We start from the raw sequence: 14,525 nt of genomic DNA, 5'->3' as shown, positions 1-14,525 counted from the left end.
ATGCCTCTAAGTCAGCCATGGATGGCTTTATGCTAGATGGGTAAAAGCGACAATACAACCGAATAAAGTAAATTTAAGCGCATTAAACCTTGATATAGGTCCAACCATGCTGCAGACGATTGATGATTTCCCCAATGGCAGTGGGCGCAACGCGGGTCTCGGGAAGCAACTTGACTTTAACGCCCTCCCGGCCCAGGCGACGCATTGTCTGACCGCATGCAACAAAACTTATATTGGCATGCTGTCGCGCAAGTTTTTCAATATGCGCTGCATAGGGCGTGACGTCTGTACGCAACAGATCCAGACCATAATTATTCGCAATGATTTCAATCTGAACGGGCTGGCCAATCACTTTCTGATGCTGTAGCAAATAATCCACGTCATCCAGCAAGGTTTGTAATTTGACCGGCTGATCGGAATCAATATGTAAAACAATTTTTCGCGTATCAGTTTTAAGACCAGACAAGCTGACTGGTCGCTGCATTGCGGCATGATTCTGGCTGAAGGATCGTTGGGGGCTACTCCAGTCACGCCCGAACCAGCCCATGGCTAGCCCTAACACCAGCACCATGCCTGTTGCTAAATAATGTGATGCAGAAAACCGGCGAGGACCAGGCTGTTGAAGTGCTGGAGGCGGTTCTTCATAGCTGTGACTGACCATTGCCTTGACTGCACGTAATTCACATAGCTGATGAGCGAGATCCGGATTATCTTGCAACGCAAAAAACAGCCGGTCTCTTTCAATCAAATCAAGCTCGCCGTCAATAAATGCATTTAACTGTTCTTGAGAAATTTCTGGTTTCATTTCACGCTCCTCAGCGCCCCTGCCTTCACCTGTGGTGCAAGTTCGATCAGTTTCACTTTCAGGGACTGACGTCCTCGACACAAACGGCTCATCACCGTTCCAACCGGAATTTCAAGAATTTCGGCCACTTCGTTGTAACTGAATTCTTCCAGATCGATCAGCGTCAGTACCTGGCGCTGCCCGATCGGCAATAGGGCGACGGCGGCCCGCACACGATCAATCACCTGACTAAGTGAATGGAGATGTTCCGGTGTGTCCTCATGGGCATAGTGGTAATCCTCCAACTCATCTATGTCCTGATTGTTTTTCTTGCATCGAAAACAGTCCCGCCAACAGTTATGCAGAATCTTGAATAACCAGCTATCCAGCTGTGCCGGATCACGCAACTGATTTAATCGAGCCAGACCACGTGTGAGCGCTTCCTGCACCAAATCATCGGCCAATGTGCGGTCATGACACCAGGAATAGGCGACACGATACAAGCGTGAACGCCGCTCCTTGAGTTGGGCACGGATTTCTCTATCACCAGCCAGCAAAGTCAGGAAACTCATAATCTATGCATTAAAGTTTGTTTTACTAAAAATATTCCATGATATAGATGTAGACGCTAGTACACATTTATTTATTCCATATAGTAATTTTCTCTCATTGACGGGAATATTCAGATGCCAATATTCGTATATACTTTAACCAAGCTTACAATATTGTAAGCTTGGTATTTAAGATTATAAATAATCAGGAGATGACACCATGTTTAACAAATTTTTTAAATTTCTAGCTGCAGGCTTCGCAGTAATGAGCATGGCAATGGCTCCTGCTGCCCACTCAGCAGATGCCAATCAAGAAAAAGTCGTATATCACATTAATGACAGCGCCAATGCCAGCGCACTGCTACGCAATGTGCGAAATCATTTAAGTGCAGCCCCAGGAACCAAAATCGCAGTTGTCGGACATGGCAAAGGCATTGATTTCATGCTAAAAGATGCGCAGGATGACAAAGGAAATCCCTATGCTGTCAGCATGGAAACACTCTCCTCGGAAGGGGTGGATTTCAAGGTCTGCAATAACACGCTGAACAGCCGCAAACTGACCGCAGAAGCGGTTGCCTACCCGGCTAAAATCGTACCCTCCGGCGTAGCAGAAATCGGCCGGCTACAGGCAAAAGAGGGTTACGTCTACCTCAAGCCATAATCAGATATTTGTAATCTGTTAACGGCATATCAATCAAGAAAGATATTGCCCGAAACACTTCAAAGCACTTTCAAATAACGCCTTCACGCGTTTCGCAATAACCACTGCCAGGCTTCCTGACAGTGGTTATTCGTGTTTAAATTCCAGAATTTCTATTTTCCTGGCAGCTTTATCTATACAGATAAGCTTGCCAACGGTAATATCTGGCATATACGGAATAAAAATAAAGGACAATTGGAGATGAAAAAAGCCTTATTCGCATTACTCATTTTTTTTGGTTTCAGCAATCTTCTATACGCACACGACGGACCGGTTTCCAAAGGTGTGGTGGTTCAGGCAAATGGCAACGACGCCGCAGATTTCAAACGCGCTCTGATACTCGCCTCAAACATGCATGAAGTACTGACCAAGACCAAATTCGAAATTGTGGTCTATGGCCCTAGTGTTAAATTTCTGACTACCTTCAGTGACCAGGTTCCCCTGATCCAAAAAGTGCAAAGTGAAGGCATCAAAGTGATCGCATGCGGACGCTCGCTCAAATCCGAGCGCCTGAATGAAAGCGATTTGGCTGAGGGTATTACCGTCGTGCCATTCGGTGCCGTACATATTGTAAATCGTGAAAAACAAGGGTGGCAGTATATCAAGCCCTAACAGCAAGCTTGTATTTTGTCCTTGGTCAGGAACCGGCAAAATACAGGTGGAGGAGGCTTGCATGCAGTAACGCAGGCAAACCGGGAAGCTTTTCCCATTCGATGTTCAAACCAGATACAAAGAAAGGTAAGTCGATGATTTTGAATAAATTAAAAATCTCTCTGTTCGCAGCCACACTGTTATTTTCCCTGGGAGCCGGCGCCAGCCAGTCGTTATTGGAAGGCTATTCGTATGACCATCTGAAACTGGTACATGAATTACCTTTTGCCAAACATCACGCTGTTCTACAGGTAAGTCAGGATGATCCAGCCCTATGGAATTTGACGCTGAATAACGCTACCAACATGCTCAAATATTTCGGCGCCGATAAAGTACAGATTGTAGTTGTTGCCTACGGCCCAGGACTTAAGATGCTCTTGAAGAACACCCCGGTGGCTAGCCGTCTGCAGGCTCTTGATGCCCAAGGCGTGGAATTTGATGCCTGCAACGTCACCTTACAAGGCATGGCTAAAAAACTGGGCCATGTTCCTGAATTGGCGTCGGAAGCCGTGATCATTCCAGGTGGTATCATTCGTATCATGCAACTTGAGCAAAATGGCTACAACTATATCAAACCATAAACCTCTTTCAAACGAGTTGCTCGGATACCATAATGCTTTAAATGGCATCATCCATCCCCTCTTCAGGGGGAGGATGCCATTCAGATCAACGGTACGGTACTGCTAAATGAGGCGCGGCTATTCAACTTTGTTGCAAGCCGCGCTAAATTTGGATGGGTTTCACGCCATTTCATCAGCTCAGCAAAACGTAAATCCAGATAACCCAGGGCGCAACCGGTTGCTATATCAGCCATCGAAAAACCGGCTTCCATACACCAGGTTTTTTCAGCCAGATCCGCGGCCAGCGTTTCCAGCCCGCGAAATATTTTGCCTTCCTGTCGCGTGATCCATTCAGGATTTTGCTGGCCTTGCACACGCTTCTTTTCAAGAAAAATTGCGGCCGACGCATCGCAAATACCGTCTGCCAAAGCCTCCCAACGCTTCACCAGTATCCGATTATGTGGATCCTGTGGAAACATGCGCCCGACGGGCGAAATATTATCCAGATACTCGACAATCACTCTCGAGTCGTATAGCGCGGTGCCATCATCCAGAAGCAATACAGGAATTTTCCCAAGTGGATTGTAGTCCGGAACATGGCTATCCTCATTCCAGGGAATATCCACTGTCAATTCATAATCAATATGTTTCTCCGCAAGCACTACACGCACTTTTCTGGCATAAGGGCTAGTCAGGGATGCAATCAGTTTCATGGGTACTTTCTAAACAGAAATGGTTAACCGGGCCATCATTGATGGTATACGTTTATACTAATATGCAGGCTATTCCGCACCTAACATAAGCGTCCTAAACACTCGGCATGAACAATACATCAATAGACATACCTGATCCACGCTGGCTACCTATTCTCATGGATGGCACGTTAAGCGAGATATACGTGATGGATTGTGACACGCTGTATTTAGTTCACGCAAATGAAGCCGCATATAACAATCTTCAATATTGTGGCGCCGAATTGGCCAGTATGACTTTGTTGAATGTGACACGCGGGCTTTCCGAAAAGAAGCTGAGGCTGTTATTTGAGCCCTTACGTACAAATAGCGCCGAATGTATCCCAATGGAACTCACGCTGGTGCGGCGGGATGGCACGACCTATCCCATCAGCTTTCGAATGTTTTTTTTACACTCACTGATTATCGCCATCGGCAATGATCAGACAGCTTCAATAGCCTCTGCCAAAGCACTCGGACTAAGCGAATCACGTTTCCATGCGATCGTGTCCAACATGCCCGGTCTGGTTTACCAGTTCGTACGACTGCAAGATGGAGAAATTGCTTTTCCTTATCTCAGTGATGGCTGTCATGCGTTGCTTGGCGTTACCCCCAATCAGTTACGCGGCGATCCCTCGTTATTTGCCGAATTGATCCTGCCGGAAGACCGCTTGTCTTATATTGAATCAATGACGGCCTCAGCTCACACGCTTTCCGCATGGAACTGGGAGGGGCAAATCTGGATTGAAAAATGGAAAGACACCAAATGGATTAATCTACGCGCCACCCCCCGTGCTATTGATCAGTCTGAAGGCTCAGGTGTTGCATGGGATGGCGTAATGACCAACATCACCCAAAGCCGACTTGAAAAACACGAAATTCGCAGTTCCAGGGCCCAGCTTGCCGAATTGTCTGCGCATATTGAACAAGTCAAGGAACAGGAACGCACTCGTATTGCTCGTGAAATTCATGACGATCTGGGTGGCAATCTCACAGCGATCAAGATGGCAATGGCTTTACTGATCCGGCGCCTGCCGGAAACACCGGAGTTGCTGGAAAAAGCGCATTATGTGGAAGCTCTTGCCGATCGCAGTATTGAATCCGCGCATCGCATTGCAGCAGATTTGCGTCCCAGCATACTGGACTTTGGTATCGTTGCTGCGCTAGAGTGGCACGCCAAGGAGTTCGAGAAACAAGCAGGTATACCTTGTAAATTTTCTTCAAATTGCGAAGAAATCCAGCTCGACACAGATCAGGCAACCGCACTGTTCAGGATTTTCCAGGAGGCGCTGACCAACATCGCCAAACATGCGCATGCCAGCCGGGTTATTGTCAAACTTGCTTTAAGTAAACGTTGCGTAGACCTGGAAATAGCTGATAATGGTCGCGGTATTGAGACAGCCGACCAAATGAAACCGAAATCATTTGGTATCCGCGGTATGGTCGAACGTGCCAACGCACTGGGCGGGAAACTCCATATCAGTCTGATTCCCGCCGGAGGCAGCTTGGTGCGCATCAAAATCCCGTTATCCACAACATGAGAGAATGCGGGATAATTACGCAAACGACAGAATCGTCGTGATTTGACTTCGAATACTAGCCAGGTAGCCATATGACAGTAACGAAAGCAATCAAGGTGTTTATCGCGGATGATCATGCAATCGTGCGCGAAGGTTTGAAACAAATACTTGCAGACACCAAAGATATTATCGTCGCAGGCGAAGCGGAAAATGGCCTGGATGCCATCCGGTCAACCCGTAAAAGTGGATGCCATGTTTTATTATTGGATATCTCCATGCCGGATCGTAGCGGCATCGAAGTATTGAAGCAGATCAAGAAAGAATCACCGGGTATTGCCGTGCTCATGTTATCCATGCACCGCGAGGATCAATATGCCATCCGCTCCATCAAAGCTGGTGCAGCTGGTTATCTGAATAAACAAAGTGCACCCGCTGAACTGGTCAATGCCATCCGCCAGGTTGCCGCCGGCAAGAAATATATTACAGCCGACCTCGCCCAAGCATTGGCAAATCATTTCGACGATGCGCAGGAAGTACCTCCTCACGAGTTGCTATCCGATCGTGAATATCAGACTTTAACGATGATTGCATCGGGCAAGACCGTCAGTGACATTGCGAATGAGTTAACGCTTTCAGTCAAAACGATCAGCATGTATCGTTCGCGTTTATTATTAAAAATGAAGCTGCACAACAATGCAGAATTAACTCATTACGCGATAAAGAACCAGTTGGTAGAGTAATAGCCCCTCTCTAAACACACACTTGATATTGCAAAATTGATTGTATGTTCAATTTGCAATGTACCGGAACATTTTAAAAGGAGATTCCATGCAACAGCTTGATATTTTTCTCGCCTCCATCGCTTCATTCTGGACACAACTCGCCGCTTTTCTCCCCCAGTTGATGGCCGCAATAGTATTGCTGTTCGTGGGCTGGCTGGTGGCCAAACTGGTGCGTGCGGGGATGGTAAAACTGTTGCATGCATTCCAGTTTGACAAACTGTCCGAACGCTCCGGTATAGAAGCATTTCTGAAACAAGGTCAGCTGGAAGTATCGCTCAGCGGATTACTGGCAGGCCTGATGTACTGGCTGATTATCCTGATTGTCATTGTTACGGTATCCAATAGCTTGGGCCTGCATATCGTAGCAGAATTATTCAACCGCATTGTTCTGTATATTCCCAATATCATTGTCGCCATATTCGTGCTGGTATTGGGCACAATCCTGGCACGTTTTATCAATCGCCTGATTTTTGCCTATCTCAGTAATATTGGTGTGCAAGGCGCGCTGACCATCAGTACGCTCTCGGAATATGCCACGCTGATTTTCGTGTTTTTTGTCGCGCTGGAGCAACTCAACATTGGCAGAGAATTACTGACAGCCGCATTTATTATCGGCTTTGGTGCGGTTGGATTGGCATTCGCACTCGCCTTCGGTCTGGGTGGACGTGACTGGGCAGCAGGTGTCATCGCACGCATGACGCAAAAACGTAAATAATCTTCGCACCCATGCGGGAAAGCCGCTTCGGCACGAGCGCTTCCCGACTTAACGCTGCTTATCCTGAGGGCGCCTTTGCGGCAGCATGTCAGGAACAGGCAAACCGACCCATTTCAGCATGCCTGCCACCTGCGGTGATTCCAGTTCCAGCATCTGACCCCGCTTCACCCGTGGCGGCAGATTGACCATGCCGAAGCGCACCCGGATCAGGCGGCTTACCATCATGCCCATGGCTTCGAACATCCGCCTCACTTCACGATTACGCCCTTCCTTGATAATTACCTGATACCAGCGGTTCGAGCTCTCACCGCCCTGCTCGGCAATACGTTCGAAGTGTGCCGGGCCGTCTTCCAATTCAATCCCGGCTGTCATGCTGCGCATCTGCTCCTGGCTCAGCTCGCCCATGATGCGCACTGAGTATTCACGCTCCACTTCGAAACTTGGATGCATCAGGCGGTTGGCCAGATCGCCGCTGGTGGTGAAAATGAGCAAACCTTCGGTATTGAAATCCAGTCGGCCTATAGCGATCCATTTGCCATTGCGTACGCGCGGCAATTCATCGAAAACCGTGGTGCGCGCCTGCGGGTCATCACGACTGACAATTTCGCCTTCACGTTTGTGATAAATCAGCACGCGTGGCAACTCGTCTTCCAGATTCAATTTAACCAGCCGGTTATCCACCAGGATACGATCACCCGGTGATACACGTCGCCCCAGCGTAGCCACAACCCCATTGACGGAAACTCTACCGGCTTCTATCCAGGTCTCCATATCGCGGCGTGACCCCAACCCGGAACCAGCCAATACTTTTTGCAGTTTTTGTGAAGCCGGAGCGTCATTTTCAAGTTCGGCGCTGACCTCCGGCACAGGGATTGGGTTGTGCGCATGTGGCTTGATTGACTCCGGCGTCTTGGGGCGACGAATCGGAGAGGCAGGTTTTGCACGGGATTTTTTGGGGGGGCGAATCGGCGAGGATGGCATGATGTTGTCCGGGGAAGTGCAGCAAGAACGCAGCTATGCACCAATTATACCGGCGAATCGTCGTCTGCCTGCTCAATTAGCTCAGCCAGATTCAGTTCGCCACTATGCGGGTTAGGATCAACCAGCGAACCCAGCTCCACCAGTGGCGGCAATTCATCCAGTGCACGCAGGTTGAGGTCACTCAAAAATTGTTTGGTGGTTGCATACAGTGCGGGCCTTCCAGGTACATCGCGATGACCGACAACCTTGATCCAATCGCGCTCTTCCAGTGTTTTGATCATCTGGGTATTCACCGTCACACCGCGAATTTCTTCAATATCGCCGCGAGTCACCGGCTGTTTATACGCAATAATGGCCAGCGTTTCCATCACTGCACGCGAGTATTTTGGCGGTTTCTCGGGATTGAGACGGTTGATAAAATGCTGGTATTCCGTGCAGGTCTGAAAACGCCAGCCGGATGCGACTAAGGCCAACTCCACGCCTCTACCCTGCCAGTCATCACGCAATTCATCCAGTGCCCGGCGTAAGAATTCAATGCTCAATTCTTCTTCAAAAAGGCGTTGCATATCACTGATTAACAATGGCTCCCGCGTGGAAAGCAGCGCGGCTTCCAACACAATTTTTAACTCTGAAAGATTATTGATCTGCATGGGATAAACGGATGTAAATAGGAGAAAAGGCTTCACTCTGTGTAATTTCGATCATCAGTTCCCGTGCCAACTCCAGGATGGCAAGAAACGTCACCACCAAATGCGGGATACCTCTGCTGGGGTCAAACAAACAGGAAAACTCAAGAAAATCACCCGTCTGCAATGCATCAAGTATCTGTCCCATCGCTTCGCGCACTGATAATTCCTGCCGACCGACCGTATGGTGACGATGCGCGCCTGCACGCGCCACCAGACCGAGCCAAGCTGCACGCAAGTCTCCTGGTTCAACGTGAGGCAACAATTTCCCGGATTCTTCGCTCCATATGGCGATTACTTCGAAATCGCGGCCTTCACGGGGTGTATTTTCGATCGTTTGCCCCGCAATTTTCATCTGCTCGTATTCAAGCAAGCGCCGTACCAGCTCAGCGCGAGGATCTTCCACTTCCCCGGTTTCATCCGCCTGTGACTGACGCGGCAGCAACATACGTGATTTGATTTCGATCAGCAGAGCCGCCATCAGCAGGTATTCCGCCGCCAAATCCAGTCGATTGCTACGCATGAGTTCAACGTAGTCCATGTACTGACGGGTGATGTCGGCCATCGGGATATCCAGCACATCCAGGTTGTGGCGACGGATAAGGTACAGCAGCAGATCGAGCGGACCTTCAAAAGCGTGAAGGTAAACTGCCAGGGCATCCGGCGGAATATACAAATCCTGCGGCAAGTCGGTGAACGGTTCACCATTTACCCGGGCCAATGGCAAGGTATCAAGTATTTCAGACATCTGCACATTTTGCCTGAGTCCGGGCTGTTTGGGCTACTGTCAGCGTTAAACAGGATACTGCGTCTGTTCAAGAAAAATGGCGGAAGAGAGTGGGAGTCGAACCCACCAAGGATCGTCTGACGATCCTTACCGGATTTGAAGTCCGGCCGCCCCACCGGGGAACGAATCTCTTCCATGTGTGGCTCTGCATACGCAGGCAGAGTACATTAACTGCTAATCAGCCAACAACTCAGCGTGACGTAATGTATGATTATCGCGCGCACGCCGGGTGAAACCCACCCGGTCAAAAAATTCCAGAATCTGGACCGCCAGCTTGCGCCCAACACCGATGCGGTCACGAAAAGAGGCAGCTTCGAGCTGCCCATCTTCGGCAAGATTGCGTGCAATCGCAGCAAGCTCCACGACCGCCTCATGCATGAAAAAATGATCGTGTGCTATCTGGAATACCTCACCCATACGTGCCAAACGCTGTAATGACTGACGCACTACAGACTCTTCCACCTTCAGGGAATTCGCTATATCCCGTACTCTGGGTGGCTGATAAAGGGAAGCCTCCAGTAGAGGGCGCACCTTAAGCCAGAGAGCTTGCTCGTGCGCCAACAACGTGATGCGATGGCCGGGTAAATGAAGCCACAAGCCGCTGGCTTTAAGCTCTCCCGCGACCAGCAACTCATCAGTGAGCGCCAGGAAAGCTGAGCGCAGCAAGGTCGGTGCGGTCATACGTCGCAGACGTTCACGATCTACACCGAGCATGTCTGGCATGCGTGCATGCTCGGCGGCCAATGTATCCAGCAGGCGCTTTTTGAGTGTCTCCCAGGCTGCAGGAAGAAACCCGATGCTCACCTCTCCTTCTTGCACGATACGCATGGGCAGTGATGCCAAAATAACGCTGACTTCGTCTACACGCAAATTGCAGTTCAACGCGAAACGATGTAGATCTACCCCATTAGCATTCGCCTGCAAGATGACTTGCAAAGCATCGGCAAGTGCGCTGGTTTCCAATGCCCGCAGCTGCGCGATCCGTGCAGGCGTGCGTCGTCCGCGAGCAGGTGGAAAACTGTCCAGCACACGGCCTCCTCCCAAGGTCCGGGTAGCGGACTGGTCGCGTACAATGAAATGATCACCGTGTAAGGCACCAATAGGTTTGCCCAGCACCAATTGCACCAGCGCTTCCGCACCCGGTGCAATCTCATCGCCTTCCAATACCGATATGCGACCGATGATATCCACCGTACCCACATGGATATGGACGGGCGTCCAATGGCGCAACGGTTTGTCTTCGCTCATCAGTACGCGTAGCCGTGCATCGAATCGCGTTACGGGCACATGCAGCGGTTCGGCCAACACCCAGTCTCCCCGCGTCACTGCTTCTTTGTCGAAGCCAGAGCCGACCAGATTAAGCGCGCAACGCTGTCCGGCCAAGCCCATTTCGGCTGGACGATCCTGGGCATGGATACTGCGCACACGTACCGGGATATTGGCGGGTGAAAGTATCAATTTTTCACCCACTGTCACCGATCCTGAAAACACCGTGCCGGTGACTACCGTGCCTATGCCGGACAGGGTAAAGCAACGGTCTACTGCCAACCTAAAATGGCCGCTGGCTGAACATCTTTGCTGCGCCTGCGCTTCCGTCTCCAAACGTTCACGCAATTCGGCAATGCCGGTGCCTATCAAAGCCGAAACAGGGTAAATGTCGCAGCCTTCCAGACTGGTGCCGGCCAGCAAGGCAGAAATTTCAGCCTTTGCCTCTGCGAGACGCGATTCAGAAACACGATCTACCTTGGTCAATGCCACAACTCCACGCTTCAGATCCAGCAGATCGAGGATGTGCAGGTGCTCGCGCGTCTGCGGCATGGGGCCGTCGTCAGCCGCGACCACCAGCAGTACGAAATCGATACCGATCGCGCCAGCCAGCATGTTATGGATGAATTTTTCGTGGCCAGGGACATCGACAAAGCCGAGTACATCGCCATTCGGCAAGAGCGTATAGGCATAGCCCAGATCAATCGTGATGCCACGCGCCTTCTCTTCTTTGAGACGATCCGCATCAATACCGGTCAAGGCTTTGACCAGCGCTGTTTTGCCGTGGTCGATGTGACCTGCGCTACCGATAATCAAAAACGCAAAGAACCCAGCTGGGATTGCAACATTTCCGTTTGTTCAAGGCAGCGCAAATCCAGGCAAAACGCCCCTTCACTTACCCGGCCAATGACAGGAACAGGTAGATTACGGAAAGCTTGCTCGATTTTTTTCAGTGCTGTGCCTTCGCCTTTGCCCCGCTGTATGGGCAGGATAGTCAGACAGAAACTGGGCAGTAAATTAATAGGTAACGAACCGCTCCCGATCTGGCTATGGCAGGGTCTCACCTCAACCTCTGCCACCTTGGCCAACGCAGCGCTCATGGCAGGCAACAGGGTATGCGCGCTGCGTTCGATGTCCGTCGCTGCGCGTGCAAGCAAGCGCAGCGTGGGCAATCGCGTTACCAGGCGGTCCGGATCGCGGTAGAGTTGCAACACCGCCTCAAGTGCGGCCATGGTCATTTTATCTACGCGCAACGCCCGTTTCAGCGGATTTTTCTTGATCCTGGCAATCAGATCGCGGCGTCCGGCCAGGATGCCGGCCTGCGGTCCACCCAGCAACTTGTCACCACTGAAAGTAACCAGATCAGCACCCGCTGCCAGCGAATCCATCGGCGTGGGTTCCTGGGGCAGCCCAAAGTCGCGCAGATTAACCAGGGTGCCGCTACCCAGATCCACCATGAAGGGCAAATTGTGGTCATGTGCGAGCTCTACCAGCGCGGCTTCTTCAGCGCTGGTGGTAAAACCTTGAATGGCATAATTGCTGGTATGTACTTTCAGCAACAAGGCTGTTTTGGTGTCGATGGCATCGGCAAAATCCTTGAGATGGGTGCGGTTGGTCGTGCCGACCTCTCGCAACCGGCAACCCGCTCTTGCCATGATATCCGGCACCCGAAATGAGCCACCGATTTCCACCAGCTCACCGCGCGAAACAATCACCTGTTTGCGCAAGCCTAAACTATTAAGTGCGAGAAACACTGCGGCAGCGTTATTGTTGACGACTGTAGCCGCTTCAGCGCCGGTAATTTCACACAGGAGCGACTCGATCAGATCATCGCGATCACCGCGTTTACCGCTGCCAAGGTCATATTCCAGGCTACAGGCTTGAGAGGCAGCCATAACCACCGCCGCCACGGCTTCGTCCGGCAGGCGTGCACGCCCCAGGTTGGTGTGCAGCACGGTACCGGTCAAGTTAAGTACCGGGCGCAGACGAGGTTGACTCGCAGCGCACAAGCGCTGCGCCAGCACACCAGCCAACTGGATTTCTGCAAACGCGTCAGCGGGCAAATCCAGGTTGCCTGCCAGTCTCTCGCGCAATTCCGCAAGTAATTGGCGTACGGCTGAAGTCGTACTCTGGCGACCATGGATTTCCGTCAGCGCGCATACTGCAGGCAAGTTCAGTACCCGATCCACTGAGGGTATGGCAGGCAGTGGTGTTGCCCGAGCATTTTCGGCTCGATGAGGTGATGGCAAACTCATGCGTCTTGCATACCCGGGAATAGCAATAGATTGGGACCACTACGCAGGTAGCCCGCTTCGTCCATGAGGATGTCCAGCGCCAGGCTGGCCAGATCATCGGCAATGGGATCAACCTCCATGTTCTTTTCCATATAGAGAATTTTCAGGTAGCTATTACACTCGTCACAAGTTTCCGCCTTCACTGCCCCATCGTCACCTTCAATATTGTAATAGGCGATGCCTTTGGTGGACTCGCAATGACTGCACTTGATCCGCACCATGTTCCATTCGCTTTCACATAATGAGCAATGCAGGTAGCGTAATCCTTGTTCGACTCCGCCGATGCGCACCACACTGGCCGTAGGCAAAGAACCGCAAACCGGGCACAGGGTATGCACATCTGGACGGGTAAAACCGTCCAGATCAAGAGACGTAGCCAAGCGCACCCAGTAAACCTGCAGGGCAGCGCCAATCAACGGCGCTGCAGCCAGATACAGGCCAGCATAATCGCCACTGAGCACCCGGTCGGCAAAGCTTTCCATATCTGCGTCTGACAATGCCTGGATACGGGCGATTGCAGCCTGCGTTGCGGTGTTTGCCCGGCCCGCCACTTGTTCCAGGATAATGTTCAGGCCCTCACGCCAACTGGCATCGCGTTGCATGGCCTGGGTATTCAAGGGTGGTATGCCATGTGTTTTACACAATTCGATCTGCCCAGCTTCAGGCAGTATGGGCACTCCCTGACTTTCCATTGCGCGCTGTTGGGCTTCGGCCAGCATACCCATGAAACGCAGGAAGTCGGCCATGGCGTGCCCTTGAGCGAGTGCCATCAAGCGCCGCGAACGTTCCCCAAACAATACGATACCATTCGGCTGCCGCAGAAACGGTGGTTCAATTGAAGGTGGCTGGATAAATCCCGGTTCAATAATGGTCGTGGCCATGGATTCCCTTATCTTTTAACTTATGATACCAGTCCAGGTGATGCTGACGCGCCCAGGCGCCCGTTACAGTGCCCCGCGTCATGGCGCGAACCGAACCTTTTACCCAGATTGCCGCGTAAATATGAACAATGATGCCGGCGATAATAATAAAGGCTGCCAAAGCGTGTACCAGCACTGCCAGACGTATCACGACAATGGGCACATAAGGCGCAAAATAAGGTTGCCAGACCAGCACGCCGGTAATCAACAGCAGACTGATGCATACCACCATGGTCCAGAACAGATACTTCTGACCGGCATTGTAACGCCCCACCGGAGGTAGATTTTCCTCACGATTATTGACTACATCGCCTATCTGCCTCATCCACTTTCGGTCATTCTCGGTAATCCGGTTGTCGCCCCAGAAGCGCACCATCATGCCGACGAAGCCGGCGAACATGACAACGCCGATGAAAGGATGCAGGATGCGTGTCCACGGCCCGCCACCGAATAGATTGGTGAAAAAGAAAAATGCCGGATGAAACAGCGCGAGGCCACTCAATGCCAACATAATGAAAGTGATCGCTACAAACCAGTGATTGGCACGGTCTGAAGTGTTGTAACGCTGTATCAGGTCAGACTGCTTGGACATGATGA

General features: G+C 51.1%; 16 protein-coding genes and 1 tRNA gene. 6 read left to right on the top strand and 11 right to left on the bottom strand.

The features are described 5' to 3' along the window. Positions 1 to 82: 82 nt before the first annotated feature. A complete protein-coding gene (locus ACYCZJ_RS03585) occupies positions 83 to 805 on the bottom strand; it encodes a hypothetical protein (RefSeq protein ID WP_461552848.1) in 723 nt (240 codons plus the stop codon). Next, positions 802 to 1,356, bottom strand: coding sequence for an RNA polymerase sigma factor (locus ACYCZJ_RS03580; protein ID WP_461552847.1), 555 nt, complete (start codon positions 1,354 to 1,356; stop codon positions 802 to 804). The genes ACYCZJ_RS03585 and ACYCZJ_RS03580 overlap by 4 nt, the downstream gene beginning before the upstream one ends. Before the next feature lie 199 nt (positions 1,357 to 1,555). Here ACYCZJ_RS03580 and ACYCZJ_RS03575 point away from each other — a divergent pair, with 199 nt between their 5' ends. The 3 genes from ACYCZJ_RS03575 to ACYCZJ_RS03565 all read left to right on the top strand — a co-directional run bounded on the left by ACYCZJ_RS03575 (position 1,556) and on the right by ACYCZJ_RS03565 (position 3,267). Then, positions 1,556 to 1,996 (top strand): DsrE family protein, encoded by a 441-nt coding sequence (locus ACYCZJ_RS03575; RefSeq protein WP_461552846.1) that lies wholly within the window; start codon positions 1,556 to 1,558, stop codon positions 1,994 to 1,996. Between the two features lie 132 nt (positions 1,997 to 2,128). Beyond that, positions 2,129 to 2,647, top strand: a complete 519-nt coding sequence (locus ACYCZJ_RS03570; RefSeq protein WP_461552845.1) for a DsrE family protein — start codon at positions 2,129 to 2,131, stop codon at positions 2,645 to 2,647. 101 nt (positions 2,648 to 2,748) lie between these two features. After that, complete coding sequence (locus tag ACYCZJ_RS03565) at positions 2,749 to 3,267, top strand: DsrE family protein (protein ID WP_461552844.1); 519 nt, start codon at positions 2,749 to 2,751, stop codon at positions 3,265 to 3,267. An 80-nt stretch (positions 3,268 to 3,347) separates the two neighbouring features. Here ACYCZJ_RS03565 and ACYCZJ_RS03560 read toward each other — a convergent pair whose 3' ends face one another. Then, positions 3,348 to 3,959, bottom strand: coding sequence for a glutathione S-transferase (locus ACYCZJ_RS03560; protein ID WP_461552843.1), 612 nt, complete (start codon positions 3,957 to 3,959; stop codon positions 3,348 to 3,350). Between the two features lie 107 nt (positions 3,960 to 4,066). Here ACYCZJ_RS03560 and ACYCZJ_RS03555 point away from each other — a divergent pair, with 107 nt between their 5' ends. The 3 genes from ACYCZJ_RS03555 (at position 4,067) to ACYCZJ_RS03545 (ending at position 6,994) form a co-directional block, all read left to right on the top strand. Continuing rightward, positions 4,067 to 5,518 (top strand): PAS domain-containing sensor histidine kinase, encoded by a 1,452-nt coding sequence (locus ACYCZJ_RS03555; protein ID WP_461552842.1) that lies wholly within the window; start codon positions 4,067 to 4,069, stop codon positions 5,516 to 5,518. Between the two features lie 71 nt (positions 5,519 to 5,589). After that, positions 5,590 to 6,237, top strand: a complete 648-nt coding sequence (locus tag ACYCZJ_RS03550; protein WP_461552841.1) for a response regulator — start codon at positions 5,590 to 5,592, stop codon at positions 6,235 to 6,237. Between the two features lie 88 nt (positions 6,238 to 6,325). Beyond that, a complete protein-coding gene (locus ACYCZJ_RS03545) occupies positions 6,326 to 6,994 on the top strand; it encodes a mechanosensitive ion channel family protein (protein ID WP_461552840.1) in 669 nt (222 codons plus the stop codon). 48 nt (positions 6,995 to 7,042) lie between these two features. Here the strand turns inward: ACYCZJ_RS03545 and rluB are convergent, their stop codons facing one another. From rluB to ACYCZJ_RS03505, 8 genes are all read right to left on the bottom strand, one after another. Further along, entirely contained in the window at positions 7,043 to 7,975 is a 933-nt protein-coding gene (rluB, locus tag ACYCZJ_RS03540; protein WP_461552839.1) for a 23S rRNA pseudouridine(2605) synthase RluB, read from the bottom strand. Positions 7,976 to 8,019: 44 nt separating this feature from the next. Next, positions 8,020 to 8,625: an SMC-Scp complex subunit ScpB gene (gene scpB, locus ACYCZJ_RS03535; protein WP_461552838.1), complete on the bottom strand. Its 606-nt coding sequence runs from the start codon at positions 8,623 to 8,625 to the stop codon at positions 8,020 to 8,022. Then, positions 8,612 to 9,409, bottom strand: a complete 798-nt coding sequence (locus ACYCZJ_RS03530; protein ID WP_461552837.1) for a segregation and condensation protein A — start codon at positions 9,407 to 9,409, stop codon at positions 8,612 to 8,614. Before ACYCZJ_RS03530 ends, scpB begins: the two co-directional genes overlap by 14 nt. A gap of 77 nt (positions 9,410 to 9,486) precedes the next feature. Then, positions 9,487 to 9,583, bottom strand: a tRNA-Sec gene (locus ACYCZJ_RS03525). Positions 9,584 to 9,622: 39 nt separating this feature from the next. Continuing rightward, entirely contained in the window at positions 9,623 to 11,530 is a 1,908-nt protein-coding gene (gene selB, locus ACYCZJ_RS03520) for a selenocysteine-specific translation elongation factor (RefSeq protein WP_461552836.1), read from the bottom strand. Further along, positions 11,527 to 12,969 carry an L-seryl-tRNA(Sec) selenium transferase gene (gene selA, locus ACYCZJ_RS03515; RefSeq protein ID WP_461552835.1) on the bottom strand — a complete coding sequence of 481 codons (1,443 nt, stop codon included), beginning with the start codon at positions 12,967 to 12,969 and terminating at the stop codon, positions 11,527 to 11,529. Before selA ends, selB begins: the two co-directional genes overlap by 4 nt. Beyond that, positions 12,966 to 13,889 (bottom strand): formate dehydrogenase accessory protein FdhE, encoded by a 924-nt coding sequence (fdhE, locus tag ACYCZJ_RS03510; RefSeq protein WP_461552834.1) that lies wholly within the window; start codon positions 13,887 to 13,889, stop codon positions 12,966 to 12,968. Before fdhE ends, selA begins: the two co-directional genes overlap by 4 nt. After that, complete coding sequence (locus tag ACYCZJ_RS03505; protein ID WP_461552833.1) at positions 13,870 to 14,520, bottom strand: formate dehydrogenase subunit gamma; 651 nt, start codon at positions 14,518 to 14,520, stop codon at positions 13,870 to 13,872. Before ACYCZJ_RS03505 ends, fdhE begins: the two co-directional genes overlap by 20 nt. Positions 14,521 to 14,525 lie beyond the last annotated feature (5 nt).

Source organism: Sulfuriferula sp. (assembly GCF_054605375.1).
The sequence above is the reverse complement of the archived record's forward strand: the minus strand, read 5'-3'. Positions and strand labels throughout refer to the sequence as shown.

Excerpts from the sequence above, each read along its gene's own strand:
- ACYCZJ_RS03585 (WP_461552848.1), bottom strand. The coding sequence starts at position 805 with ATGAAACCAGAAATTTCTCAAGAACAGTTAAATGCATTTATTGACGGC.
- ACYCZJ_RS03580 (WP_461552847.1), bottom strand. The coding sequence starts at position 1,356 with ATGAGTTTCCTGACTTTGCTGGCTGGTGATAGAGAAATCCGTGCCCAA.
- ACYCZJ_RS03575 (WP_461552846.1), top strand. The coding sequence starts at position 1,556 with ATGTTTAACAAATTTTTTAAATTTCTAGCTGCAGGCTTCGCAGTAATG.
- ACYCZJ_RS03565 (WP_461552844.1), top strand. The coding sequence starts at position 2,749 with ATGTTCAAACCAGATACAAAGAAAGGTAAGTCGATGATTTTGAATAAA.
- ACYCZJ_RS03560 (WP_461552843.1), bottom strand. The coding sequence starts at position 3,959 with ATGAAACTGATTGCATCCCTGACTAGCCCTTATGCCAGAAAAGTGCGT.
- ACYCZJ_RS03555 (WP_461552842.1), top strand. The coding sequence starts at position 4,067 with ATGAACAATACATCAATAGACATACCTGATCCACGCTGGCTACCTATT.
- ACYCZJ_RS03550 (WP_461552841.1), top strand. The coding sequence starts at position 5,590 with ATGACAGTAACGAAAGCAATCAAGGTGTTTATCGCGGATGATCATGCA.
- ACYCZJ_RS03545 (WP_461552840.1), top strand. The coding sequence starts at position 6,326 with ATGCAACAGCTTGATATTTTTCTCGCCTCCATCGCTTCATTCTGGACA.
- rluB (WP_461552839.1), bottom strand. The coding sequence starts at position 7,975 with ATGCCATCCTCGCCGATTCGCCCCCCCAAAAAATCCCGTGCAAAACCT.
- scpB (WP_461552838.1), bottom strand. The coding sequence starts at position 8,625 with ATGCAGATCAATAATCTTTCAGAGTTAAAAATTGTGTTGGAAGCCGCG.
- ACYCZJ_RS03530 (WP_461552837.1), bottom strand. The coding sequence starts at position 9,409 with ATGTCTGAAATACTTGATACCTTGCCATTGGCCCGGGTAAATGGTGAA.
- selA (WP_461552835.1), bottom strand. The coding sequence starts at position 12,969 with ATGAGTTTGCCATCACCTCATCGAGCCGAAAATGCTCGGGCAACACCA.
- fdhE (WP_461552834.1), bottom strand. The coding sequence starts at position 13,889 with ATGGCCACGACCATTATTGAACCGGGATTTATCCAGCCACCTTCAATT.
- ACYCZJ_RS03505 (WP_461552833.1), bottom strand. The coding sequence starts at position 14,520 with ATGTCCAAGCAGTCTGACCTGATACAGCGTTACAACACTTCAGACCGT.